General features: G+C 53.6%; 20 protein-coding genes and 2 tRNA genes. 2 read left to right on the forward strand and 20 right to left on the reverse strand.

Annotation, left to right across the window (positions count from 1 at the left end; translation table 11 throughout):
• Window positions 1–55: 55 nt before the first annotated feature.
• The 10 genes from infB to rlmE form a co-directional block, all read right to left on the reverse strand.
• Complete coding sequence (infB, locus tag L975_RS07445) at window positions 56–2770, reverse strand: translation initiation factor IF-2 (protein ID WP_010864598.1); 2715 nt, start codon at window positions 2768–2770, stop codon at window positions 56–58.
• Window positions 2771–2795: 25 nt separating this feature from the next.
• Complete coding sequence (gene nusA / locus L975_RS07450; RefSeq protein ID WP_039045855.1) at window positions 2796–4289, reverse strand: transcription termination factor NusA; 1494 nt, start codon at window positions 4287–4289, stop codon at window positions 2796–2798.
• 21 nt (window positions 4290–4310) lie between these two features.
• The gene (rimP, locus tag L975_RS07455; protein ID WP_071849703.1) at window positions 4311–4766 is read right to left on the reverse strand and encodes a ribosome maturation factor RimP; all 456 of its coding nucleotides are present in this window, start codon (window positions 4764–4766) and stop codon (window positions 4311–4313) included.
• A 223-nt stretch (window positions 4767–4989) separates the two neighbouring features.
• Window positions 4990–5066 (reverse strand) — tRNA-Met (locus L975_RS07460).
• Window positions 5067–5129: 63 nt separating this feature from the next.
• Window positions 5130–5218: transfer RNA gene (locus L975_RS07465), tRNA-Leu, on the reverse strand.
• 14 nt (window positions 5219–5232) lie between these two features.
• Window positions 5233–5577 (reverse strand): preprotein translocase subunit SecG, encoded by a 345-nt coding sequence (secG, locus tag L975_RS07470; RefSeq protein WP_010864601.1) that lies wholly within the window; start codon window positions 5575–5577, stop codon window positions 5233–5235.
• Window positions 5578–5819: 242 nt separating this feature from the next.
• Window positions 5820–7157, reverse strand: coding sequence for a phosphoglucosamine mutase (gene glmM / locus L975_RS07475; RefSeq protein ID WP_047707976.1), 1338 nt, complete (start codon window positions 7155–7157; stop codon window positions 5820–5822).
• Window positions 7158–7169: 12 nt separating this feature from the next.
• Complete coding sequence (folP, locus tag L975_RS07480; protein ID WP_039045852.1) at window positions 7170–8000, reverse strand: dihydropteroate synthase; 831 nt, start codon at window positions 7998–8000, stop codon at window positions 7170–7172.
• 90 nt (window positions 8001–8090) lie between these two features.
• Window positions 8091–10106, reverse strand: coding sequence for an ATP-dependent zinc metalloprotease FtsH (ftsH, locus tag L975_RS07485; RefSeq protein WP_072033034.1), 2016 nt, complete (start codon window positions 10104–10106; stop codon window positions 8091–8093).
• 55 nt (window positions 10107–10161) lie between these two features.
• Window positions 10162–10791, reverse strand: coding sequence for a 23S rRNA (uridine(2552)-2'-O)-methyltransferase RlmE (gene rlmE / locus L975_RS07490; protein ID WP_010864605.1), 630 nt, complete (start codon window positions 10789–10791; stop codon window positions 10162–10164).
• A gap of 112 nt (window positions 10792–10903) precedes the next feature.
• Here rlmE and yhbY point away from each other — a divergent pair, with 112 nt between their 5' ends.
• On the forward strand, window positions 10904–11197 hold the full coding sequence (yhbY, locus tag L975_RS07495; RefSeq protein ID WP_010864606.1) for a ribosome assembly RNA-binding protein YhbY: 294 nt from the start codon (window positions 10904–10906) through the stop codon (window positions 11195–11197).
• 201 nt (window positions 11198–11398) lie between these two features.
• Here yhbY and greA read toward each other — a convergent pair whose 3' ends face one another.
• A complete protein-coding gene (gene greA, locus L975_RS07500) occupies window positions 11399–11875 on the reverse strand; it encodes a transcription elongation factor GreA (protein WP_010864607.1) in 477 nt (158 codons plus the stop codon).
• A 219-nt stretch (window positions 11876–12094) separates the two neighbouring features.
• Between greA and dacB the strand changes: the two genes are divergently transcribed.
• The gene (dacB, locus tag L975_RS07505; protein ID WP_039045851.1) at window positions 12095–13525 is read left to right on the forward strand and encodes a serine-type D-Ala-D-Ala carboxypeptidase; all 1431 of its coding nucleotides are present in this window, start codon (window positions 12095–12097) and stop codon (window positions 13523–13525) included.
• A 289-nt stretch (window positions 13526–13814) separates the two neighbouring features.
• Here the strand turns inward: dacB and carB are convergent, their stop codons facing one another.
• The 9 genes from carB to ribF form a co-directional block, all read right to left on the reverse strand.
• Complete coding sequence (gene carB / locus L975_RS07515; protein ID WP_010864609.1) at window positions 13815–17033, reverse strand: carbamoyl-phosphate synthase large subunit; 3219 nt, start codon at window positions 17031–17033, stop codon at window positions 13815–13817.
• 29 nt (window positions 17034–17062) lie between these two features.
• Entirely contained in the window at window positions 17063–18223 is a 1161-nt protein-coding gene (gene carA, locus L975_RS07520; protein ID WP_036770580.1) for a glutamine-hydrolyzing carbamoyl-phosphate synthase small subunit, read from the reverse strand.
• A gap of 43 nt (window positions 18224–18266) precedes the next feature.
• Entirely contained in the window at window positions 18267–18461 is a 195-nt protein-coding gene (locus tag L975_RS07525) for a hypothetical protein (protein WP_156121128.1), read from the reverse strand.
• 207 nt (window positions 18462–18668) lie between these two features.
• On the reverse strand, window positions 18669–19478 hold the full coding sequence (gene dapB / locus L975_RS07530) for a 4-hydroxy-tetrahydrodipicolinate reductase (protein WP_047707981.1): 810 nt from the start codon (window positions 19476–19478) through the stop codon (window positions 18669–18671).
• Window positions 19479–19566: 88 nt separating this feature from the next.
• Window positions 19567–20511 (reverse strand): 4-hydroxy-3-methylbut-2-enyl diphosphate reductase, encoded by a 945-nt coding sequence (gene ispH, locus L975_RS07535; protein WP_010864613.1) that lies wholly within the window; start codon window positions 20509–20511, stop codon window positions 19567–19569.
• A gap of 11 nt (window positions 20512–20522) precedes the next feature.
• A complete protein-coding gene (gene fkpB, locus L975_RS07540) occupies window positions 20523–20969 on the reverse strand; it encodes an FKBP-type peptidyl-prolyl cis-trans isomerase (RefSeq protein WP_047708005.1) in 447 nt (148 codons plus the stop codon).
• Between the two features lie 235 nt (window positions 20970–21204).
• Entirely contained in the window at window positions 21205–21726 is a 522-nt protein-coding gene (gene lspA / locus L975_RS07545; RefSeq protein WP_010864615.1) for a signal peptidase II, read from the reverse strand.
• Entirely contained in the window at window positions 21726–24536 is a 2811-nt protein-coding gene (gene ileS / locus L975_RS07550; RefSeq protein ID WP_047707982.1) for an isoleucine--tRNA ligase, read from the reverse strand. The genes lspA and ileS overlap by 1 nt, the downstream gene beginning before the upstream one ends.
• Before the next feature lie 37 nt (window positions 24537–24573).
• Entirely contained in the window at window positions 24574–25512 is a 939-nt protein-coding gene (ribF, locus tag L975_RS07555) for a bifunctional riboflavin kinase/FAD synthetase (RefSeq protein ID WP_010864617.1), read from the reverse strand.
• Between the last annotated feature and the right edge of the window lie 51 nt (window positions 25513–25563).

A 25563-nucleotide genomic window follows, 5' to 3' on the forward strand; every position in this document is an offset into this window, starting at 1 on the left:
CACAAGCCCCCCAATGGTGTATCAATACGACCGGTGAAGGTCTGTTGCCGCCAACTTAATCAATGGTACGTTGAACTTCAACGATTTCGTACACTTCGATCATGTCGCCGACGCGAACATCGTTGTAGTTCTTAACGCCGATACCACATTCCATGCCGTTACGCACTTCGCTAACGTCATCTTTGAAGCGGCGCAGAGATTCCAGCTCGCCTTCATAGATAACCACGTTGTCACGCAGAACGCGGATTGGGTTATGACGCTTCACGGTACCCTCGGTCACCATACAACCGGCAATCGCACCAATCTTCGGTGACTTGAACACGTCACGAACTTCGGCCAGACCGATGATCTCCTGCTTGAACTCTGGAGCCAGCATGCCGCTCATGGCCTGCTTCACTTCATCAATCAGCTGGTAGATTACTGAGTAATAGCGCAGATCCAGGTTTTCAGCGTCAATTACGCGGCGCGCAGTCGCATCGGCACGTACGTTGAAGCCCACCAGAATCGCGTTGGATGCTGCAGCCAGAGTTGCGTCGGTTTCGGTGATACCACCCACACCGGAGCCCACGATCTTCACTTTCACTTCGTCGGTAGACAGCTTGATCAGGGAGTCGCAGATAGCTTCTACGGAACCTTGAACGTCTGCTTTCAGAACGATGTTCAGCTCAGATACGTCGCCTTCAGCCATGTTAGCGAACATGTTTTCCAGTTTCGCTTTCTGCTGACGTGCCAGTTTGACATCACGGAACTTGCCTTGACGATACAGCGCCACTTCACGGGCTTTCTTCTCGTCACGCACCACGGTCACTTCGTCACCCGCTGCCGGCACACCGGACAGACCCAGAATTTCTACTGGGATGGATGGACCCGCATCGGTGGTCTCACGACCCAGCTCATCACGCATTGCACGTACGCGGCCATATTCAAAGCCACACAGTACGATGTCACCCTTATGCAGGGTACCGTCTTGAACCAGAACGGTAGCAACTGGGCCACGGCCCTTATCCAGATAGGATTCGATCACGACACCGCTCGCCATACCATCACGTACAGCTTTCAGCTCCAGCACTTCAGATTGCAGCAGGATAGCATCCAGCAGCTCATCGATGCCCTGACCGGTCTTCGCCGATACGTGAACGAACTGGCAATCACCACCCCAATCTTCGGACATTACGCCGTATTGAGACAGCTCTTGTTTCACGCGATCTGGGTTCGCTGCATCTTTATCGATCTTGTTCACCGCGACCACAAGAGGTACGCCGGCAGCACGGGCGTGCTGAATAGCTTCGATAGTTTGTGGCATCACGCCATCGTCAGCTGCAACCACCAGAACAACGATATCGGTCGCCTTCGCACCACGTGCACGCATTGAAGTAAATGCGGCGTGGCCTGGGGTATCCAGGAAGGTGATCATGCCGTTATCGGTTTCTACGTGGTAAGCACCGATATGCTGGGTAATACCACCGGCTTCACCGGCTGCCACTTTGGCAGAACGGATGTAGTCCAGCAAAGAGGTTTTACCGTGGTCAACGTGACCCATGATGGTCACAACCGGCGCACGTGGTTCACGTACTGCATCGGTGTCACGGTCATTCATGACGGCCTCTTCCAGCTCGTTTTCACGACGCAGGATAACTTTGTGGCCCATCTCTTCGGCAACCAGTTGTGCGGTTTCCTGATCAATCACTTGGTTGATGGTGGCCATAGCGCCCATACGCATCATCACTTTGATGACTTCGGAGCCTTTTACCGCCATCTTCGCGGCTAGATCACCCACAGTGATAGTTTCACCAATCACAACATCACGGTTCACAGGCTGCGCAGGCTTGTTAAAGCCATGCTGCTGCAGAGAGCTCTTACGCTTCAGCTTACCGCCTTTACCGCGACGCGCTTCTTCGCGCTCAGCCTTAGACTCAGAGACTTTGCCTTTCTTGGTTGCTTTTGCTTTTCCGCCACGGCTGCGGCCGCGGGATTCTTCACGACGATCATCTTCGTCTTCCGCTTCACGTGCATAACGTGAGGTAGTGACATGATAATCGGCGCTGGTTTCTTCGGTGGTAGTCGTCTCGACGGGTGCCGTCGTGAGTTCGTTCTGTTCTGCCATCTTACGAGCCTCTTCTGCCATACGCTTTGCGTTTTCTTCGGCTTTGCGTCGTGCAGCCTCTTCCGCTTTACGTTTCAGTTCTGCGGCCTCGGCTTCGCGCTTCGCCTTCTCTTCGGCAGCACGCTTAGCTTTATCTTCCGCTTCACGTTGGGACGCAATCGTCGCCTCACGTTTCGCTGTATCCTCTGCGTCTCGTTTAGCTTTTTCTTCCGCTTCGCGTTTAGCTTTTTCTTCTGCCGCACGTTTCGCTGCTTCTTCAGCTTCACGGCGAGCTAACTCTTCTGCCTCACGTTTAGCCAATTCCTCTTGTGCTAAACGGGCAGCCTCTTCTGCCGCCTGAGCGTCAGCATTCTGCTGCTCTTGCGGGTCACGTTTTACATAAGTACGTTTCTTACGTACCTCAACCTGTACGGATTTACTCTTACCGCCGGTCGTTGGCACACTTAACGTGCTTCGGGTTTTGCGTTGCAAAGTCAGTTTGCTCGGCGCTGCGGCACCATCGCCGCCATGTTCACGGTTCAGATGCGCCAGCAGGGCTTCTTTTTCCTGCTGGCTGACGCTGTCGGCAGCGCTCTTAGTGATGCCCGCACTCGCAAACTGTTGCAGCAAACGATCAACCGGGGTCTGAATTTCTTCGGCCAGAGATTTTACGGTTACTTCAGTCATGCTGCTCCTTCCTGTTGCGGTTTAATTAGGCTTCGTTGCCAAACCAACAAATATTACGTGCGGCCATGATCAGCTCGCCCGCTTTATCTTCATCCAGACCGTCGATATTAGCCAGGTCATCAATACCTTGCTCGGCTAACTCTTCCAGCGTAGTCACACCGCGAGCCGCCAGTTTGAACGCCATCTGACGCTCTAAGCCTGGCAGTGCCAGCAAGTCTTCTGCCGGCTCAGCGCCGTCCAAAGACTCTTCTTTGGCCAGCGCCAGCGTGGTCAGTGCCGCTTTGGCACGGTTACGCAGAGCTTCAACGATCTCTTCATCCAGACCATCAATGTCCAGCAGTTCATTCACTGGAACGTAAGCCAGTTCTTCCAATGTGGAGAAGCCTTCTTCCACCAGAACTTGGGCAAACTCTTCATCAACATCCAGATGCTTGGTAAACAGTTCGATAGCCGCTGACGCTTCAGCTTGGTGCTTAGCCGCCAGATCGGTCTCGGTCATCACATTCAGGTTCCAGCCAGTCAGCTGGGAAGCCAGACGCACGTTCTGGCCATTACGACCAATCGCTTGAGCCAGGTTAGAGGCTTCAACTGCGATATCCATGCTGTGAGAATCTTCATCCATCACGATAGATGCTACATCAGCTGGCGCCATGGCGTTAATCACGAACTGCGCAGGATTATCATCCCACAGCACGATATCAACACGCTCACCGCCCAACTCACCAGATACGGCCTGAACACGCGCACCACGCATACCCACGCAAGCACCCACGGGGTCAATACGCTTGTCGTTGCTCTTCACTGCAATCTTGGCTCGTGAACCTGGGTCGCGGGCCGCGGCTTTGATTTCAATCAGCTCTTCGCCGATTTCAGGTACTTCGATGCGGAACAGTTCAACCAGCATCTCCGGCTTGGAGCGGGTCACGAACAGCTGCGCACCGCGCGCTTCTGGACGTACTGCATACAGTACACCACGGATACGGTCGCCAGGACGGAAGTTTTCACGTGGCAGCATGTCTTCACGCGCCAGCATGGCTTCAGCATTGTTACCCAGATCCAGGATAATGCTGTCACGGTTTACCTTCTTGGCCACACCGGTGATGATCTCACCTTCTTGCTCGCGGAATTGATCCACAACCATCGCACGCTCAGCTTCGCGCACTTTCTGCACGATAACCTGCTTCGCGGTTTGGGTGGTGATACGGTCGAAAGTCACAGACTCAATCTGGTCTTCAACGAAGTCACCCACTTGCAGAGCTGGATTTTCTTCCAGCAGACGAGCGGCTTCCAGTTCCATTTCACGCGTTGGTTGAGTCACTTCTTCAACCACGGTCCAACGGCGGAAGGTGTCAAAGTCACCCGTGCGGCGATCGATGCAGACGCGTACGTCTACTTCGTATTCGTATTTTTTCTTGGTGGCAGTCGCCAGTGCAATTTCCAGCGCTTCGAAGATTTTCTCGCGTGGCAGCGCTTTTTCGTTGGAAACGGCTTCAACGACAGCCAGAATCTCTTTGTTCATCTCAGGTGCCTCATCCAGACCTTAAAACTTTGGTACCAGGTTCGCTTTCTGGATGTTGCTCAGTGCGAACACTTCATTCTTACCATCAACAGTAATGGTGATCATCTCGCCGTCAACGCCGGCAATGATCCCTTTCCAATTGCGACGATTTTGAATCGCCATGCGCAGCACAAAGCTGACTTCTTCACCGATAAAACGGGTGTAATGTGCGGCGCTAAAGAGAGGACGATCCAGACCCGGCGAAGAAACTTCGAGGTTATAGGCAACGGAAATCGGATCTTCCACATCCAGTACTGCACTGGCTTGGTGGCTCACCTCGGCGCAGTTCTCAACATTAATCCCATTTTCATGGTCAATGTAGATGCGGAGTGTTGAATGGTGGCCGGCACGGATAAACTCGACGCCTACCAACTCATAGCCCAGCGCCTGCACTGGAGCTTCAAGCATCTGTGTTAATTGCTGTTCTAACGTTGCCAAGACAACCCCCAAGAAATAAAAAAAGGGCCTAAAGCCCAGTTACATCGTCTAAGACGCCGTTTGCAGATAACAAAAAACCCCGAGATAATCGGGGTTTTTAGCAACTGGACCCTGATTGTCGCAATTGCGACGCGAGAAGAATAAACGGTCTGTTCTTCTCTTTCCCTGAAAGCAAGTATAGATGAAATCTGTACAGTTGTTATCATCGATACATTCAGGAAATTGGTTGCGGGGGCCGGATTTGAACCGACGACCTTCGGGTTATGAGCCCGACGAGCTACCAAGCTGCTCCACCCCGCGTCCGAAACGTGCAATATTCTATCTGGCGACCATCTTATAATCAAGATTTATCAGGTCTGTAATTGGTGCCGAGGGCGGGACTTGAACCCGCACGCCACTAAATGGGCACTACCACCTCAAGGTAGCGTGTCTACCAATTCCACCACCACGGCAAATTCGTTACAGCTTATTTGGTTGGGATATCGTTGTTGCTATCCGCAGCCTTCACCGGTTGTTCTGCTGCTTTTTGTTGTGCAGCGGCCGGCTGACTCAAATCTTCCCACTCACTGCCCACTTTGGTTTGGGTATGAGTAATGTTACCCAGCACCAAGCTAATAATGAAAAACAGTGTGGCTAAGATTGCTGTTGTACGAGTCATGAAGTTACCGGAGCCACTGGAACCGAATACAGTGTTCGAAGCACCCGCTCCGAATGAAGCTCCCATGTCCGCGCCTTTGCCCTGCTGGATTAATACCAAGCCGATTAGCCCCAGCGCGATTAACAAATATACTACGAGTAAGATTTCGTACATGGTCTAATCCATTTGTTAACGCTTTGCATTTGCTGGTCAGACTATCCGCCAGCGCGACATGCCGCTCCGTGAACCACGAAGCGGAGAGAATACTAGCGAAAGCGCCCCTGACAAGCAAGGTAATTTTCTGTTTTCACAGTCAATCGGTGAAATTTCAGGCAGCCGCCACAACCTGCTGTGACGGCCATCTTAGCTTACCGTGGCACAGTTAGTTGTGCCCTTTTGATGGTCAGCGCGGCGATTTAACCGGCAGCCTGCACTTCTGCCGCAATCGCTTTGGCGTACTGGCGTACTTGCTCCAGATCTTCACCTTCCACCATCACGCGGATCAGTGGCTCAGTGCCCGATTTGCGCAGCAATACGCGGCCACGGCCCTGCATTTTCTCTTCCACGGCAATCACGGCCGCTTTCACTGCCTCGGCATCCAGTGGATTGCCATTACCAGAGAAGCGAACGTTTTCCAGTACTTGCGGGAACAATGTCATGCCGCTGGTCAAGTCTTTCAGGCTCATGCGGTTACCCACCATGGCCGCCAGCACTTGCAGGCCAGCCACAATGCCGTCACCGGTGGTCGTCATATCCAGCGCAATCACGTGGCCGGAGTTTTCCGCGCCCAGACGCCAGCCTTTTTCCAGCATCATCTCCAGCACGTAGCGGTCACCCACTTTGGCTCGTGAGAATGGAATACCCAGTTGCTTGAGTGCAATTTCCAGCCCCATGTTACTCATCAAGGTGCCCACGGCGCCGCCTTTAAGGTTGCCGCTGCGCAGCGCTTCACGCGCCATGATGTACAGGATCTGATCGCCATCAACCACGTTACCCAGATGATCAACCATCATCAGACGGTCACCGTCACCATCAAGGGCCATACCGACATCGGCTTTTTCAGCCAACACGCGCGCTTGCAGCGCTTTGGTATCGGTAGCGCCGCATTTTTCGTTGATGTTCATGCCATCAGGCTCGCAACCGATGGTGATCACTTCAGCGCCCAGCTCACGCAGTACGTTCGGTGCAATGTGATAGGTGGCGCCGTTAGCACAGTCGACCACAATCTTTAACCCACTCAGGCTCAGCGCGTTCGGGAAGCAGCTTTTGCAAAACTCGATGTAACGACCCGCCGCGTCGGTGATCCGACTGGCGCGACCCAGCTCAGCGGAAGACACACAGGTCAGTGGTTTTTCCATCTCAGCTTCAATGGCTTCTTCCACTTCATCCGGCAGCTTAGTCCCGTCGATAGAGAAGAATTTGATCCCGTTATCATCGTACGGGTTGTGAGAAGCGGAGATCACAATGCCCGCTTCGGCGCGGAAAGTACGCGTCAGATAGGCTACCGCCGGTGTTGGCATCGGACCGGTGAACGCCGCAGACAGACCGGCCGCCGCCAGACCCGCTTCCAGCGCAGATTCCAGCATGTAACCGGAGATGCGGGTATCTTTACCAATCAGAACTTTACGTGACCCGTGGCGAGCCAGCACTTTCCCTGCCGCCCAACCCAGCTTCAACACAAAGTCCGGAGTAATAGGAGCCTGACCTACCGTACCGCGAATACCGTCGGTGCCGAAATACTTACGCTTACTCATTGAATATTTTCCTTAATGGGCATTCATCATTGCCTGCATTACCCGCAATACATCGGCCGTTTCTTGCACATCGTGTACCCGAATAATTTGCGCGCCCTTCTGGGCCGCCAACAGCGCACAAGCCAGACTACCAGCCAGACGCTGATCGGCTTGGTTGTTGAGTAGTTTACCAATCATTGACTTTCTCGACATCCCTACCAGCAACGGATAGTGCAGTGCATGGAATTTTTCGAGCTGATTCAATAATTGGTAATTATGCGCCAGGGTTTTTCCAAAACCAAATCCCGGATCGAGAATGATGTTATTCGCCGCGATCCCTGCCTGTTGGCATGCCGCAGCGCGTTCGGCTAAAAAGTGCATCACTTCAGCGACCACATCCTGATAGTGCGGCTGCTCTTGCATCGTACGGGGCTGGCCTTGCATGTGCATGATACATACCGGCACGTGTGCCTTTGCCGCCACGTCCAGTGCGCCGGGCGCTTGCAGCGCGTTGATGTCATTGATCAAATGGGCGCCCGCTAAACAGGCTTCGCGCATCACTGCAGGCTTATAGGTATCGACTGACAGCCACACATCCAACTCACGACTCAAGCGTTCAACCAACGGAATAACGCGCTCTAGCTCTTCGGCCTCGCTCACCTCATCAGCGCCCGGACGGGTTGATTCACCGCCAATATCAATGATGCTAGCACCGGCGTTGACCATCGCTTCGGCATGGCGCAACGCGCTATCTTGACCATAAAAACGGCCACCGTCGGAAAATGAGTCGGGAGTGAAATTCAAAATCCCCATAATTTGCGGTTGGCTCAGATCCAGCGTCCGACCACGGCTGTGTAGTTGCATGTTGTTATTCTCCTCACCGTTAGGTAATGCACAGACGGCCACAAATAGAAAACCCCGGGCAAGCCCGGGGTTTTAAGATTACCACATCAGTTACTGTGCAGGTTTATTGTCAGACGGATTCGCGTCTTTCTTCTCTGCATTCTCTGAAGCCAGCTCCGCAGTGTCAGCCACAGGTTGCGCGCTTGGCGCTTGCTCTGGTGCTGCAGGTTGAGCGGCTGAACTCACTACCGAGTCAGTGACGGGTGCGCTAGCGACTGGCTCATTAGCCGGCGCCGCAGTGGCATGATCACTCCAGCCTGCTGGCGGACGAATATCCGATTTACGCGCCATCAGATCATCAATCTGCGGAGCATCAATGGTTTCGTACTTCATCAGCGCATCTTTCATGCTGTGCAGCAAATCCATGTTTTCAGACAGGATCTGGCGCGTACGCTGGTAGTTACGGTCAATAATGGCACGCACTTCGATATCGATGGCACGCGCGGTTTCATCCGACATGTGCTTGGCTTTGGCCATGGAGCGGCCCAAGAACACTTCGCCATCTTCTTCGGAGTACAGCAGTGGGCCCATCTTCTCGGAGAAGCCCCACTGGGTCACCATCTTACGGGCAATTTCAGTAGCGCGTTCGATGTCGTTAGACGCACCGGTCGACACTTTATCTGCACCGTAAATCAGCTCTTCTGCCACACGGCCACCGTACAGGCTGGAAATCATGCTCTCCAGATACTGACGGCTGTGGCTCACCCGATCTTGCTCTGGCAGGTACATGGTCACACCCAGCGCACGACCACGCGGGATGATACTGACTTTGTACACCGGATCGTGATCTGGCACGATACGACCAACAATGGCGTGACCCGCTTCGTGGAAGGCGGTCGCTTCTTTTTGATCTTCGGTCATCACCATGGAGCGGCGTTCCGCACCCATCATGATTTTGTCCTTGGCTTTTTCAAACTCAACCATGGACACCACACGCTGGTTACCACGCGCCGCGAACAGCGCCGCTTCGTTCACCAGGTTAGCCAAATCTGCACCGGAGAAGCCTGGCGTACCACGAGCAATCAGCGAAGCGTTAACATCATTACCCAACGGCACACGACGCATGTGAACTTTCAGGATCTGTTCACGACCACGCACATCTGGCAGCCCCACCACCACTTGGCGGTCAAAGCGGCCCGGACGCAGCAACGCTGGGTCCAGTACATCAGGACGGTTAGTCGCTGCGATAACGATGATGCCTTCGTTGCCTTCAAAACCATCCATCTCAACCAGCATCTGGTTCAGGGTTTGCTCACGCTCATCGTGACCACCACCTAAACCGGCGCCACGCTGACGGCCTACCGCATCGATTTCATCGATAAAGATGATGCATGGCGCCGCTTTCTTGGCTTGTTCAAACATGTCACGTACCCGAGAGGCACCGACACCCACGAACATTTCCACAAAGTCAGAACCAGAGATAGTGAAGAATGGCACTTTGGCTTCACCGGCAATGGCTTTTGCCAGCAAGGTTTTACCGGTACCTGGAGGACCCACCATCAGAACGCCTTTCGGGATCTTACCGCCCAATTTCTGGAAACGGCTTGGATCACGCAGGTATTCCACCAGCTCGGTCACTTCTTCTTTTGCTTCGTCGCAACCGGCAACATCAGCAAAGGTTGTTTTCACCTGATCTTCGGTCAACATACGGGCGCGGCTCTTACCGAACGACATCGCGCCTTTACCGCCACCGCCTTGCATTTGACGCATGAAGAATATCCATACGCCGATCAGCAGCAGCATCGGGAACCAGGAAATAAAGATAGAAGCCAACAGGCTTGGCTCCTCAGGCGGCTCACCGAACACCTTCACATTTTTATTGATCAGGTCGTCGAGCAGCTTAGGATCGTTCAGCGGCATATACGTTACTGAACGTGCACCATCAGTTTTGGTGAACTGAATTTCACGACCATCGATACGTACTTCACGGATCTGGTTCTGGCCGAGGGCACTCACGAACGCGGTGTAATCCACCTGACGGTCACTGGATTTGCTCGGTCCAAAACTCTGAAACACCGACATAAGCACGACGGCAATGACGAGCCAAAGAATTAGATTTTTCGCCATATCACTCAAGGGATTAACCTCGCATTACAACTGACTGTGAACTTTAGCTAGAGTACTACAGTTTGTACCCTGTAGCCACAATGTAAACTTCTCGCGATCGGGACCGCGAAGAGTCTGGCTTACGAATTTTTACAGTCGTAAACATTTTCCGTACTTCATTGAGGTAATCGTCAAATCCATCTCCTTGAAAAACTTTGACCACAAAGGCTCCCTTGGGCACCAATACCTGACGGCACATATCCAAAGCCAGCTCGACCAGATACATCGCGCGCGGTTGGTCAACCACCGAATTACCGCTCATGTTTGGCGCCATGTCTGACATCACCACATCGACTTGGCCCTGGCCGGTACGCTCGAGCAGCGCATTGAGCACCGCCTCTTCACGAAAATCGCCCTGCAGAAAATCCACGCCGACAATCGGATCCATCGGCAAAATATCACAGGCTATAACATGCCCTTGATCACCAATCTGATCAACGACATATTGTGACCAACCTCCCGGCGCAGCACCCAGATCCACAATGGTCATGCCAGGCTTGAATAATTTATCTGACTGCTGGATCTCTTTAAGCTTAAAATAAGCTCGAGAACGCAATCCCAATTTCTGCGCTTCTTGTACATACTTATCGTGGAAGTGTTCATCCAACCAACGGGATGAACTGCCTGTGCGCTTCTTCTTAACCATATTCTATCCAAATACGCAAACAAACTACGCGGAATTGCCTCGCACGCTTGGTGATAAACCCTAGATGGCGTTAGAATGCCGCGTTTTCAACCTTAAGAGTGAAAAAAGCACCATGACGCTCACGAACAAACAAAAGCAGCACCTCAAAGGGCTGGCCCATCCACTGAAACCCGTGGTACTGCTTGGCGCTAACGGCCTGACCGAGGGTGTGCTGGCTGAAATCGACAACGCCCTGAACCACCACGAGCTGATCAAAGTGAAGGTTGCCGCCGAAGAGCGTGAAACCAAAGCCCTGATCGTTGATGCTATCGTACGTGAAACCGGTGCCCTGAAAGTTCAGGTGATCGGTAATATTCTGGTTCTGTTCCGTCCAAGCGAAGAACGCAAAATCGTTCTGCCTCGCTAATAACCAGCCGTACCGCACATTACCGAAACCGGTTCATGGCAACGGGTAACCGTTTCATTCCGGTACGTGATACCAAAAAGGCCGTATAACGGCCTTTTTTATTATACCGTCTTGGTATCAGCCACCCGCTTCACGCTGGCGCAGCCGAACCTCAGTGTAACACCGAGTCCCAAACGGTAAGTGTAGCGAAAAGTGCCAGACTCAGAGGTACTGCACGTTCAAAATTTCGAACTCGACTTCGCCACCAGGGGTACGGATCACCACCACATCGTCTTGCTCTTTGCCAATCAGGCCACGTGCAATTGGCGAGTTCACTGAGATCAGGTTCTGTTTGAAATCAGCCTCATCATCACCCACGATACGGTAGGTCAGCTCTTCTTCGCTGTCAGTGTTAAAAACGGTCACTGTCGCACCAAAGATCACGCGGCCATTGTTTGGCATCTTAGTGATATCAATGATCTGGCAATTAGACAGTTTGCCTTCAATCTCTTGAATTCGACCTTCGCAGAAACCTTGCTGTTCACGAGCTGCGTGGTATTCGGCGTTTTCTTTCAGATCACCGTGTTCACGGGCTTCGGCAATGGCATCAATGATTTCGGGACGACGCACGTTTTTCAGGTACTCGAGCTCTTCGCGCAGCTTCTCTGCACCACGCACGGTCATTGGAATCTGGTTCATAAAGCTAATTACCCCTTACAAACGAACTGTTTTTTTATCTTGAGGCGTATGAAAACGCAAAAAGACACCTGACCCTGACTGTGAAGCCGGGACTGGTATCCGTTAAACTGTTCTTCTATTCTAGCCTGTATTCTAACTTGGAGTGAACGATGGGTCATCGTTTACTTTTTCACTCTTTATTCATAGTATGCCAGTACATCTACTCACCTGTTGTTTATCATGCGTTTTTTGACTTCTGCGGCCGTGGCCGCCTGTGTATTCTCGCTGCCAGTGGCAGCCAGTGTCATTCCGGTTACCGACTATGAGCAGGCGTTGCCTCCTGGCACCCAGCTTTCTCTTTTAGTACAACCCACTAACGGCGCGCAGCCTCTGGTGGCCTATCAGGCCGACAAGCTGGTGTTACCGGCCAGTACACAGAAAGTCTTTACGGCGCTGGCCGCCATGCTGGAATTAGGCCCCGATTTTCGTTTCCCAACCAAGATGGGCACCGCGGCGCAAGTGCGAGAAAATAAGGTGTGGGGCGATCTGGTGGTCAGTTTCAGTGGTGATCCGCGCCTGACCCGCGATCAAATTCGACTGATGGCGAACCGTTTAGCCCAGCAAAACATCAAACAGGTGATGGGCAATCTGGTGATTGATACCTCCGTTTTTGGTAGCCACGATAAGGCTCCCGGCTGGTCGTGGAACGATTTGACCCAGTGCTTTAATGCCCTGCCGGCAGCCGCCTCCATTGACGGCAACTGCTTTTATGCCGTGCTCAATAGCGCAGCGACACCGGGCAATCTGGCCACGGCTTCGGTAGCCTCTCGGTATCCGGTGACCGTGGTCAGCGAAGTGAAAACCGTGACACGTAAAATGCCGGAAGCACGCTACTGTGAGTTGGATGTTCAGCCGCGAGATAACAACCGTTACGTACTCACCGGTTGTTTGGTGCAGCAAAAAGAGCCGTTTGGTTTGAGTTTCTCGGTACAAGACCCTTCCGCCTATGCCGCCGGCATTGTGCGCCAAGAGCTGACGCGCGCGGGGATTAGCATCAGCGGGCAAACCAAAATCAGTAACGATCCGGTAGCGATGCCAACCGTGCTGGCGGAAAACAACTCTAAGCCGCTGCCTGAGCTGCTGAAGATCATGCTCAAAGAATCGGACAACCAGATTGCCGATGTAATGTTCCGCACCGTCGGTCACCACTACTTTAATGTACCGGGCACCTTCCGCGCCGGCTCTGATGCGGTGCGTGCGATTTTGTCCAAACAAGCTGGGGTACGTTTTGGTAACACCGTCATGGCCGATGGCTCCGGTTTGTCGCGCCATAACTTGGTGTCAGCGCAAACCATGATGGATACCTTGCAGTACATCGCCAAGCACGACGATCAATTAGGGATCATCGCGATGCTGCCAGTTTCCGGCACGGATGGCACGTTGCGCTATCGCGCCAGCGTGCGTGAAGCTCCGCTCAAAGGTCAGGTGCACGCCAAAACGGGCGCACTGCAAGGGGTATACAATCTGGCCGGTTTCATGCGAACCGCCAGCGGCCAACAGGTGGCGTTCGTGCAGTTTGTCTCCAGCTATTCGGCGCTGGATCACCGCACCCGCCGTGCTGGGCTGAACAAATTTGAAGGTCAGCTGTACAAGGCGATTTATAACCAGTAATTCCGCCTCTGGAATGCCAGCCCATCGTTATTACTGTGCTGGCTTGCAACTGCCGGCAGCGTACAAAATTGTAACCAATCCTCTGCCCAGACTGAGTGTCAGCAGAGGTAACAAGGCGCGACAAGCTGTAAAACGCACGCCTACTGGTGAGATTATTGGTCAGCTGCGCCGCCGCAAGAATCGCATCGGCTGATATGTAGCATAAAAAAGCCCGCCAAATGGCGGGCTTTTTGTTTCTTCATCGCTTATAAGCAAGTTTGCGATAAGTGCGACGTACGGATTATCGCGCTTATTTCACCAATTGGTGCATTTCCTGTACCGAAATCACGCTAGCGGTTGGGTCTGCCGCCATCGCCATCGCGGTGGCAAAGGCACCATTCAAAGTAGTATCATAGTGCACCTTGTACTGCAGGGCGCTGCGGCGCAGCAGCTTAGAGTCTTCAATCGCCTGACGACCTTCGGCGGTGTTGATGATGTAGGTGTACTCACCGTTTTTAATGCGGTCTTGAATATGCGGACGGCCTTCGTGCACCTTGTTCACCAGACGTGGGTTAATCCCCGCCTCACCCAGTACCACGGCGGTACCGTGCGTCGCATCCAGCTCAAAGCCCAACTTCAGCAACTTAGCCGCCAAGTCAATTACACGTTTCTTGTCACCGTGACGCACCGACAGCAGCGCACGTCCTTGACGCGGCACTTTGTAGTTACCGCCCAGCAAGCCTTTACCAAACGCTTCGGCGAAGGTGTTACCAACGCCCATCACTTCACCGGTAGAGCGCATTTCTGGGCCTAACAGTGGGTCAACGCCAGGGAACTTGTTAAACGGCAGTACTACTTCTTTGACTGAGTAGTATGGTGGGATCACTTCGCGCGTCACACCTTGCGCTGCCAAGCTTTGACCGGCCATGACACGCGCGGCAATCTTCGCCAATGGCACGCCAATCGCCTTGGAAACAAACGGCACGGTACGCGCGGCACGCGGGTTCACTTCAATCAGGTAAACTTCGTTGTTCTTCACCGCAAACTGGGCATTCATCAGACCGCGAACACACAGCTCGAAGGCCAGTTTTTCCACTTGCTGGCGGATCACATCCTGAATCTCTTGGCTCAGGGTGTAAGCTGGCAGTGAACAGGCAGAGTCACCGGAGTGTACCCCCGCTTGCTCGATGTGCTCCATGATGCCGCCAATCAGCACTTGCTGACCGTCGCAAATGGCGTCCACATCCACTTCAATCGCATCATCTAAGAAGCAATCCAGCAGTACTGGTGCATCGTTAGACACACTGACCGCCGTGGTGAAGTAACGGCGCAGATCGACTTCATCGAACACGATTTCCATCGCGCGGCCACCCAGCACATAAGACGGGCGCACCACCAGCGGGTAACCCAGCTGTTTAGCCTGCTCAACCGCTTGCTCCATCGCTGTCACGGTGGCGTTCTTCGGCTGCTTCAGACCCAGACGGTTTACCGCCTGTTGGAAACGCTCACGGTCTTCGGCGCGGTCAATCGCATCCGGACTGGTACCAATTACCGGTACCCCAGCCGCTTCCAGCGCACGCGCCAGTTTCAGTGGCGTTTGGCCACCGTACTGAACAATCACGCCTTTTGGCTGTTCAACGCGGACGATTTCCAGTACATCTTCCAGCGTAACTGGCTCGAAGTACAGACGATCGGAGGTGTCGTAGTCAGTGGACACCGTTTCAGGGTTACAGTTGACCATGATGGTCTCGTAACCGTCTTCACGCAGCGCCAGTGAGGCGTGCACGCAGCAGTAGTCAAACTCGATACCCTGACCGATACGGTTTGGACCACCACCCAACACCATGATCTTGTCACGGTTGGTTGGGTTCGACTCACACTCTTCATCATAGGTGGAGTACAGGTACGCCGTATCGGTGGCAAACTCGGCGGCGCAGGTATCTACGCGCTTGTAGACGGGGAAAATCTCATGACGATAACGCAGTTTGCGCAGCTCAGTTTCTGACACGCCAACCAGTTTAGCCAGACGCGCATCGGAGAAACCTTTACGCTTAAGCACGCGCAGGAAGTCAGCATCCAGACCAGCAAAGCCCACCTCGGCCACTTTCTCTTCCAAACGCACCAGCTCTTCAATTTGCACCAAGAACCAGCGGTCGATGTTGGTCAGGTTATGCACGCCATCCACTGACAGGCCAGCACGGAAGGCATCGGCCAGATACCAGATGCGGTCAGAGCCAGCTTCTTTCAGCTCATAGCGGATGCGCGTCAGCGCGTCAGCATCATCCAGATTCACCTTCGGATCGAAACCGGTCGCGCCCACTTCCAGACCACGCAGCGCTTTTTGCAGCGACTCTTGCTGGTTACGACCAATCGCCATCACCTCACCGACAGACTTCATCTGGGTGGTCAGGCGGTCATTGGCACCAGCAAATTTTTCAAAGTTAAAGCGCGGGATCTTGGTGACGACATAGTCAATCGACGGCTCGAAGGACGCCGGGGTGCGGCCACCGGTGATGTCGTTCATCAGCTCATCCAAGGTGTAGCCGACTGCCAATTTGGCTGCCACTTTGGCAATCGGGAAGCCCGTGGCTTTAGACGCCAGCGCCGAGGAGCGCGATACACGCGGGTTCATCTCGATGACAATCATGCGGCCATCTTTCGGGTTAACCGAGAATTGCACGTTTGAGCCGCCGGTTTCCACGCCGATTTCACGCAGTACCGCCATCGAGGCGTTACGCATCAGTTGGTATTCTTTGTCGGTCAGGGTTTGTGCCGGCGCAACCGTAATGGAGTCACCGGTGTGGATCCCCATCGGATCTAAGTTTTCAATCGAGCAAACGATGATGCAGTTGTCGTTCTTATCCCGCACCACTTCCATCTCGTACTCTTTCCAACCGATCAGCGATTCGTCAATCAGCAGCTCGTTGGTTGGCGACAAGTCCAGACCACGGGTACAGATTTCCTCGAACTCTTCACGGTTGTATGCAATACCGCCACCGGTGCCGCCCATCGTAAATGAAGGGCGAATGATGCACGGGAAACCCACTTGTTCTTGTACACCGTAGGCTTCTTCCATGGAGTGTGCGATACCGCAGCGCGCGGTATCCAGACCGATTTTCTTCATCGCCTGATCAAAACGGCGACGGTCTTCGGCTTTATCAATGGCGTCGGCGGTCGCACCGATCATCTCCACCCCGAATTCCGCCAGCACGCCATGACGCTCCAGATCCAGCGCACAGTTCAGTGCCGTCTGGCCGCCCATGGTTGGCAGCACCGCATCTGGGCGCTCTTTTTCAATGATTTTGCGCACGACTTGCCACTGCACCGGCTCGATATAAGTCGCATCAGCCATTTCAGGGTCAGTCATGATGGTCGCCGGATTGGAGTTAACCAGAATAACGCGGTAACCCTCTTCACGCAGCGCCTTACAGGCCTGCGCGCCGGAATAGTCAAATTCACACGCCTGACCGATAACAATCGGACCCGCACCCAGGATTAGAATACTTTTAAGATCAGTACGTTTTGGCATTGCTTAACAACTCCTGCTGCTGCGGCTGATTATTGCTGGTTTGCGTTTTGGTTCTGACGATATTGCTCAATCAATTCGATGAAGTGATCAAACAGTGGTGCGGCATCGTGCGGGCCTGGGCTTGCTTCCGGGTGACCTTGGAAGCTAAATGCTGGCTTATCCGTACGGTGAATACCCTGCAACGAGCCATCAAACAGTGACACGTGGGTTGCACGTAAAGTGGCTGGCAACGTGGCTTCATCTACGGCAAAACCGTGGTTTTGCGCGGTGATCATCACTACATTACGGTCTAAATCTTTCACCGGATGGTTGCCGCCGTGGTGGCCGAACTTCATCTTCACAGTCTTGGCCCCGGAGGCCAGAGCTAACAGCTGGTGACCTAAGCAGATACCAAAAACAGGGATATCGTGCTGCAGCAGCTCTTCAATAGCGCTAATCGCGTAATCACACGGCGCTGGGTCGCCTGGACCGTTGGACAGGAACACCCCATCCGGATTGAGCGCCAGCACATCCGCCGCTGGCGTTTGCGCCGGAACAACAGTCAGGCGGCAACCTCGGTCCACCAACATCCGCAGGATATTGCGCTTCACACCGTAGTCATACGCCACCACATGGAATGGCAGGTCATCATTGTTTGCTGCCTGTGGCAGGCCGTTTTGCAGCGTCCAACTACCTTGCGTCCAGTTGTAAGCTTCGGCAGTGGTGACTTCTTTGGCTAAATCCAGACCACTCAAACCGCCAAAGGCGCGCGCTTTTTCCAGCGCCAGCGCGGCATCTGGCTGTGCGCCGGCAATGATGCAACCATTTTGGGCACCTTTTTCGCGCAGAATGCGGGTCAATTTGCGGGTATCAATATCAGCGATGCCGACAACGTTGTGGCGTTTGAGGTAATCAGAAAGGGTTTCGGTACTGCGGAAGTTACTGGCAATCAGGGGTAAATCACGAATTACAAGACCTTGAGCATGAACGGCGGGGGATTCTTCATCTTCTGGGTTGGTGCCGACATTGCCAATATGAGGATAAGTAAGAGTAACAATCTGGCGGGAATACGAAGGATCAGTAAGAATTTCTTGGTAACCGGTCATCGAGGTATTAAAAACAACTTCGCCGACCGCCGAGCCTTCTGCGCCGATTGCGGTACCTTTGAAGACTGTGCCGTCTTCGAGAACTAACAGTGCCGACCTACTCAAAACAACCTCCATGAATATTTAATCTTTTTTACCACATAACCATTCATACATGAGAGCCAAAAGCGCTGTCAATCATGTTAAATAATGAATTTTTGGCAAATTGCGCGAATTCTATAGACGGGCTTACCGCTTGTCCAGAAAAAACTCCCACTTTAGACACAAAAACCACCAACACAGCAAAATAACGCCACGCCAGCGCCAAAAGTAAGATAAAAACACAAAAGATAACCGTTTGCATGAAGAGATAACTTTTACCAGCAGCAAAGCACGCAGTAAAAACGGAAAAAATATCGATAAATGGAAAAAGACAAAAAAAAACCGCACAAGACACCAACTAATGACATCAATAGTGCGATTTTGATATGAAACACTTATTTTAACAAGAAAAGTGCACGGTAATATGCATGCTTACGAACGTGTCACTCGCCCCGCGAGTAACACACCATTAAAGGTTGTGCAACCCAAGCACATCCTTCATGTCATACAGCCCTGCCGGCTGATTATGCAACCAGTTTGCTGCGCGCACAGCGCCATTAGCAAAGGTCATGCGGCTGGATGCCTTGTGTGAAATCTCCACTCGCTCGCCGATATCAGCAAACATCACGGTGTGCTCACCAACGATGTCGCCTGCACGCACGGTCGCAAAACCGATGCTGTCGCGTGGGCGCTCTCCGGTGATCCCTTCACGGCTGTACACGGCGCATTGTGATAAATCCCGCCCTAGCGTGTCAGCAATCACTTCTCCCATCGATAACGCAGTACCGGATGGTGCATCAATTTTATGACGATGGTGCGCTTCGATGATTTCGATATCGGTGTAATCGCCCATCACCTGCGCCGCTTTTTCCAACAGCTTGAATACCAGATTGACGCCCACACTAAAGTTAGAGGCAAACACGATCCCGATGTCGGCACTGGCATCGGCAATCGCCTGCTTACCGTCAGCATCAAAACCAGTGGTCCCGATCACCATATGTTTGCCGTGCTGACGGCAATAAGCCAAATGGGTCAAGGTGGCGGCCGGTACGGTAAAGTCGATCAGGATATCGAAATCATTGCCGATAGCATCCAGTGACTCTTGTACCGTCACCCCCAATGGACCGACACCGGCCAATTCGCCAGCATCCGCACCAATCAAGCTGGAGCCGGAGCGCTCAAGGGCGGCGCCCAGTGTAACGCCGGAGGCGGCATACACAGCCTGAATCAGTTGACGTCCCATACGACCGGCGGCGCCGGCAATTGCGATTTTGATCATGTCTCTTCCTTTTTTGTTGTAATCCGCTGCCGACCCTGAGCCGGTAAACACAAAAAAGGAAGCCCGTGGCTTCCTTTTTATTTAACCTTTAATCAATTTGCTGCACCCGCAATTCGCGTGGTACCTCAAAGGTGATGTTTTCTTCTCGCCCTTCGGTTTCGGTAACAGTCACCGCTCCGAGGTCTTGCAAGCGGGCAATCACGGCCTGCACCAACACCTCTGGCGCTGATGCGCCCGCCGTAACGCCGACAGTGTCCACGCCCTGCAACCACGCTTCATCGATATCTTCCGCACCATCAATCAGATAGGCGGCTTTCCCCGCTCGACGCGCCAGCTCAGCTAAGCGATTCGAGTTAGACGAGTTTTTCGAGCCGACCACCAGCACCACTTGTGCCTGCTCGGCTAACTGGCGTACCGCCTCTTGCCGGTTGGTGGTGGCATAACAGATGTCGTCTTTGCGCGGACCGATGATGGCCGGGAAATGCTGACGCAGTGCATCAATCACTTCTGACGTATCATCCACCGACAGCGTGGTCTGGGTCATGAAGCACAGATTTTCTGGGTTTTTGACCACCAGTTTCGCCACATCCTCGGGCGACTCCACCAGATACATGCCACCTTGCGGATTGCTGTACTGGCCCATGGTGCCTTCCACTTCAGGGTGACCAGCATGGCCAATCAGCACCGCCTCCATGCCCTTGCGGCTAGCACGCGCGACTTCCATATGCACCTTCGTCACCAGTGGACAGGTAGCATCAAACACGCTCAGATCGCGTGATTTGGCCTCGGCGCGCACCGCCTGCGAGACACCATGCGCCGAGAAGATCACGATGCAGCCATCCGGCACTTCATGCAAATCTTCGACAAACACGGCCCCGCGCTGGCGCAATCCCTCCACAACGTAGCGGTTATGCACCACTTCATGGCGAACATAAATCGGCGCGCCATATAACTCCAGCGCCCGCTCGACAATGCTGATCGCACGGTCAACGCCGGCACAAAAACCACGGGGATTGGCTAACAGGATCTGCATGCAGTTGTCTCTTAGTCAGCGGCCGGATGCACTGCCATTACCTCAAGATCGAAGGTAGCAACTTGTCCAGCCAAGGGGTGGTTAAAATCAACGGTAACCGATTCGCCGGCAACCGCCTTAATCATGCCCGGGATCTCCTGCCCGCCCGGCTGGGCAAACAGCATGATCATACCCGGTTGCGGCTCGGTTTCAGTACTGAACCGGCTACGCTCAAAATGGTACACGTTATCAGGACTTGGCAGGCCAAAGGCCTCTTCCGGTTGCAGCGTAAAGCACTTAGTATCGCCAGCTTTCAGGCCTTGCAACTGTGCTTCCAGTGCCGGTGATAACGAGCGGTTGCCGAGCTGAAACAGTGCCGGCTTGCCCTGAGTGCGGGTCGAGTCTGCGGCACTGCCATCCGCCAACCATAAATCAAAGTGGATCAGAACTTGGCTATTCGGTCCAATGCGGGCTTCCATACTGCTTGCGTCCATACTGTCATTTCCTTATCGCGGCGCTTGATCCCTAAGCCTTGGATGGTCTTTTGGTGGCGATGATGCGTTCATCACCGCACGTAAAAGCTACAAGGTCGTTTGCTTAAGCAACAGGCCGGCCGAAGCCAGCCTGTTGGCCGGTCGCCGACCGATGTTGATATAAGCCGGCGCCCTATTTTCATTTTCACACCTAAGTAAAAAACCTAGGCCAGACGCCGAATTAGCGCGCCTGATCGGATTTCCCTGAAGATGCACTGTCATCGGCCGGAGCCAGAAAACCTTCCAGCACCACCAGCGCCGCACCGACACAGATGGCGACATCGGCCAGATTGAAGGCCGGCCAGTGATAGCTTCCCCAATAAAAATCGAGGAAGTCGACCACAAAACCATGGACCAGTCGGTCAAACAGGTTACCCAGCGCACCACCGATAATCAGGGCGTAGGCACCGTTGGCCAGCTTGTGGCTGGCCGGAGTGCGATACATCCAGACACTCAGAGCACCGGTTACCAACAGGGCGATGGCGGCAAAGAACCAACGCTGCCAACCGCTATGTTCGGCTAAAAAGCTGAACGCTGCCCCCGGATTTTGTACATACGTCAGATTAAAAAATGACGTTACCGGGATCAGCTCATACAGCGCTAGGTGGTTCATAAACCAGAGTTTGCTACCGATATCCAGTACAAACACCAATGCAGATAGCCACAACCAGCGCAATCCTGTCGATAATAAAGGTTTCTTCATCAGGCAAACTTACGTGTTTCGCCGTCACCGGCAATGTTAGTTACACAACGACCGCACAGTGTCGGGTGCGCAGCAACGCTACCGATGTCTGCCGCGTAGTGCCAGCAACGTGGACACTTGGCATTCTCGGAGCGGATCAGCTTGATCGTCAGTCCTTTGTTTTCGGTCGCTACGGCTTCAGCCGGTGCATTGTCCAGTGCCGCCACATCGGCCTTGGAGGTCAGCAGTACGAAGCGCAGCTCGTCACCGAGCGCGGCCAGTTTCTGCTGCAAAGAGGCCTCGGCAAACAGGGTCACTTCCGCTTCCAGCGAGCCACCGACTTTCTTGTCGTTACGCGCCTGCTCAATCACCTTGTTCACTTCACCACGCACGTTCAGAAGCTCAGCCCAGTAGGCATCGTTCATCACTTCGCCTTCCGCCAAACCGAACAGACCGTCGTACCACTCTTCAGTGAATACAAACTCTGAACGCTCACCTGGCAGGAAGTTCCAGATTTCGTCGGCAGTGAAGGACATGATTGGCGCCATCCAACGTACCAGCGCTTCAGCGATGTGATACAGCGCAGTCTGGCAGCTACGACGAGCGATGCCATCGGTTTTCGCGGTGTACTGGCGATCTTTGATGATATCCAGATAGAACGACCCCATCTCCACGGAGCAGAACTGCATCAGACGCTGCACCACCATGTGGAAATCATACTCTTCGTAGGCTTTGATGATTTCAGCCTGCGCCGCTTGCGCACGACCTACCGCCCAGCGATCCAGTACCACCATCTCTTCTGGTTGCACCATATGCAGTTTCGGATCGAAACCGTTCAGGTTAGCCAGCAAGAAACGTGCGGTGTTACGGATACGACGATAAGCATCGGCAGAACGCTTGAGGATCTCATCCGATACCGCCATTTCAGCGGTGTAGTCGGTTGAGGCAACCCACAGACGCAGAATATCGCCGCCCAGTTTGTTCATCACATCCTGCGGGCTCACCACGTTGCCCACGGATTTAGACATCTTACGACCTTGACCATCGACGGTGAAACCGTGGGTCAGCACTTCGCGGTATGGCGCGGTGCCTTTCATCGCGGTGGAGATCATCAATGATGACATAAACCAGCCACGGTGTTGGTCAGAGCCTTCCAGATACAGATCGGCGCTGTGGCCGTTGAATTCTGGGCGCGCATCAACCACGGAAGCATGAGTTGAACCGGAGTCGAACCACACATCCAATGTATCAGGCACTTTCACGTAATCGGCGGCATCGCTACCTAAGATCTCAGTCGGATCCAGATCCCACCACGCTTGAATGCCTTTTTCTTCAACGCGTTTCGCCACTTCCTCCATCAACTCGACCGAGCGAGGATGCAGTGCTTCGGTGTCTTTATGCACGAACAGCGCAATTGGCACGCCCCACGTACGCTGACGGGAGATACACCAGTCAGGACGGTTGGCTACCATGGTCTCGATACGTGCCTGACCCCAATCCGGGATCCACTTCACGCCTTTGATTTCGTTCAGTGCTTGCTGACGCAGACCGGCTTGTTCCATGCTGATAAACCACTGCGGGGTAGCACGGAAGATGATCGGCGTTTTATGACGCCAGCAGTGTGGGTAGCTGTGCAGGAATTTTTCAAAGTGCAGCAGCGCGCCGCGCTCACGCAGTACGTCCAGCACAGAATCATTGGCTTTGAACACAGACTGACCGGCAAACAGCGGGGTATCTGGCAGGTAAGTGCCGTCCGGCGCAACCGGGTTGGCCACTTCCAGATGGTATTTCTGACCGACCACGAAGTCTTCCTGACCGTGACCTGGCGCTGTGTGTACCGCACCGGTACCGGCATCAGTGGTCACGTGCTCACCCAAGATCACCGGTACGGTGAAATCATAGAATGGGTGTTGCAGCGTCAGCAGCTCCAGATCCGAGCCACGGCATGTACCCAGCACTTGCGCGCCTTCGATACCGGCACGCTTAAGCACGCTTTCGGCCAAATCAGCAGCCAAAATCAGACGCTCGTCGCCGGCTTGGATCAGTTGGTATTCCAGATCGGCATTCAGAGCAACCGCACGGTTAGCTGGCAGCGTCCATGGGGTAGTGGTCCAGATCACCACCGAGATGGTGCCGTGACCGGCGTCAGTACCGAACTTAGCCAGGAACGCCGCTTCGTCCGCTACATTGAAACGCACATCAATGGCTGGGGAGGTCTTGTCGTAGTATTCCACTTCGGCTTCTGCCAACGCAGAACGACATTCGGTACACCAGTGCACCGGTTTAGCACCTTTGTGCAGGTGACCGTTACCGACAATCTTGGCCAGTGAACGGATGATGTTGGCTTCGGTGCCAAAATCCATGGTCAGGTACGGATGATCCCAGTCACCCAATACGCCCAGACGGATAAAGTCTTTCTTCTGACCTTCCACCTGCTCGGCAGCATACTTACGGCACGCCGCACGGAATTCAGCCGCAGACACTTTTTCGCCCGGCTTACCGACCAGTTGTTCTACTTTCAGTTCAATTGGCAGGCCGTGGCAGTCCCAGCCCGGAATGTACGGAGAATCAAAGCCGGACAGTCCTTTGGACTTAATAATAATGTCTTTGAGGATCTTGTTTACGGAGTGACCAATGTGAATGTTACCGTTGGCGTACGGTGGGCCATCATGCAGGATGAAGGACTTCTTACCCTTCTTCGCCTGACGAATAGCGCCGTACAGATTGTTATCATACCAACGTTGCAACATACCAGGTTCGCGTTTGGCTAAGTCGCCACGCATCGGAAACCCTGTATCCGGAAGGTTCAGAGGGTATTTATTGTCACTCATTGATTCTCGATTCCGTATTTTCGGCAAAAAGAAAAAGTCAGCTTGCGACCGGCAGGTGGAAATAGTGGCGGGCGGTCCGGGCATCCTGCGCAATCTGCGCGGTGAGCGCTTCAAACGAACTGAAACGCATTTCCGGACGGATTTTTTCCCGCAGCACAACTTCGAGCTGACGGCCGTAGAGATTTACATTTATATCAAACAGGTGAACTTCCAGTTGCTGGCGCACACCATCAACTGTCGGGCGGGTTCCGATATTCGCCACGCCCGGTAAGGGGGTATCACCAATCCCCAGCACTTCCACCGCATACACGCCATTGACCGGCGCGACGCGGCGCTTCAGTGGAATGTTGGCGGTCGGGAAACCAATGGTTCGCCCGAGCTTGTTACCGTGCGCGACGCGGCCACTGATACTGTACGGCCGACCGAGCAGGCTTTCCGCCTGAGCCAGATCATCTTGGTATAACGCCTGACGGATAGCGGTACTGCTCACCCGCAGCGCATCAACGCAATAACTGTGGTTGTTGACGACGGCAAAGCCGTGTTTCGCGCCAGCCTGCTGCAACAAGGCATAATCACCATGCCGCCCAGCACCAAAGCGAAAATCGTCACCTACCCCCAGAAACTTAACACCCAACTTTTCAACCAGCAACTCTTCGACAAAGCGCTCCGCGCTCATCGCCGCAAAATGGTGGTTAAAACTGACGCACAGCAGCCGGTCAACACCGGCGCGCGCCAGATGGACATACTTGTCACGCAGACGCATCAACCGAGCCGGTGCCAATTCCGGGGTAAACAACTCCTGCGGCTGTGGCTCAAACACCATCGCCGTCAGTGGCAAACCGAGCGCAACAGCATGCGCCTTCACTTGCGCCAAGACTGCCTGATGCCCCAGATGCACCCCGTCAAAGTTACCAATCGTCAGAACACAGCCGTGATGCTGTGGCTTGATGTTCTGAATACCGCGGATCAGCTCCATGGGCACGTTACCCTGTCAGATCTTATACAAAATTGCCGCCGATTATACCGC

This window comes from Plesiomonas sp. ZOR0011 (genome assembly GCF_000800945.1).
GTDB lineage: Bacteria > Pseudomonadota > Gammaproteobacteria > Enterobacterales > CAMTGL01 > Plesiomonas > Plesiomonas shigelloides.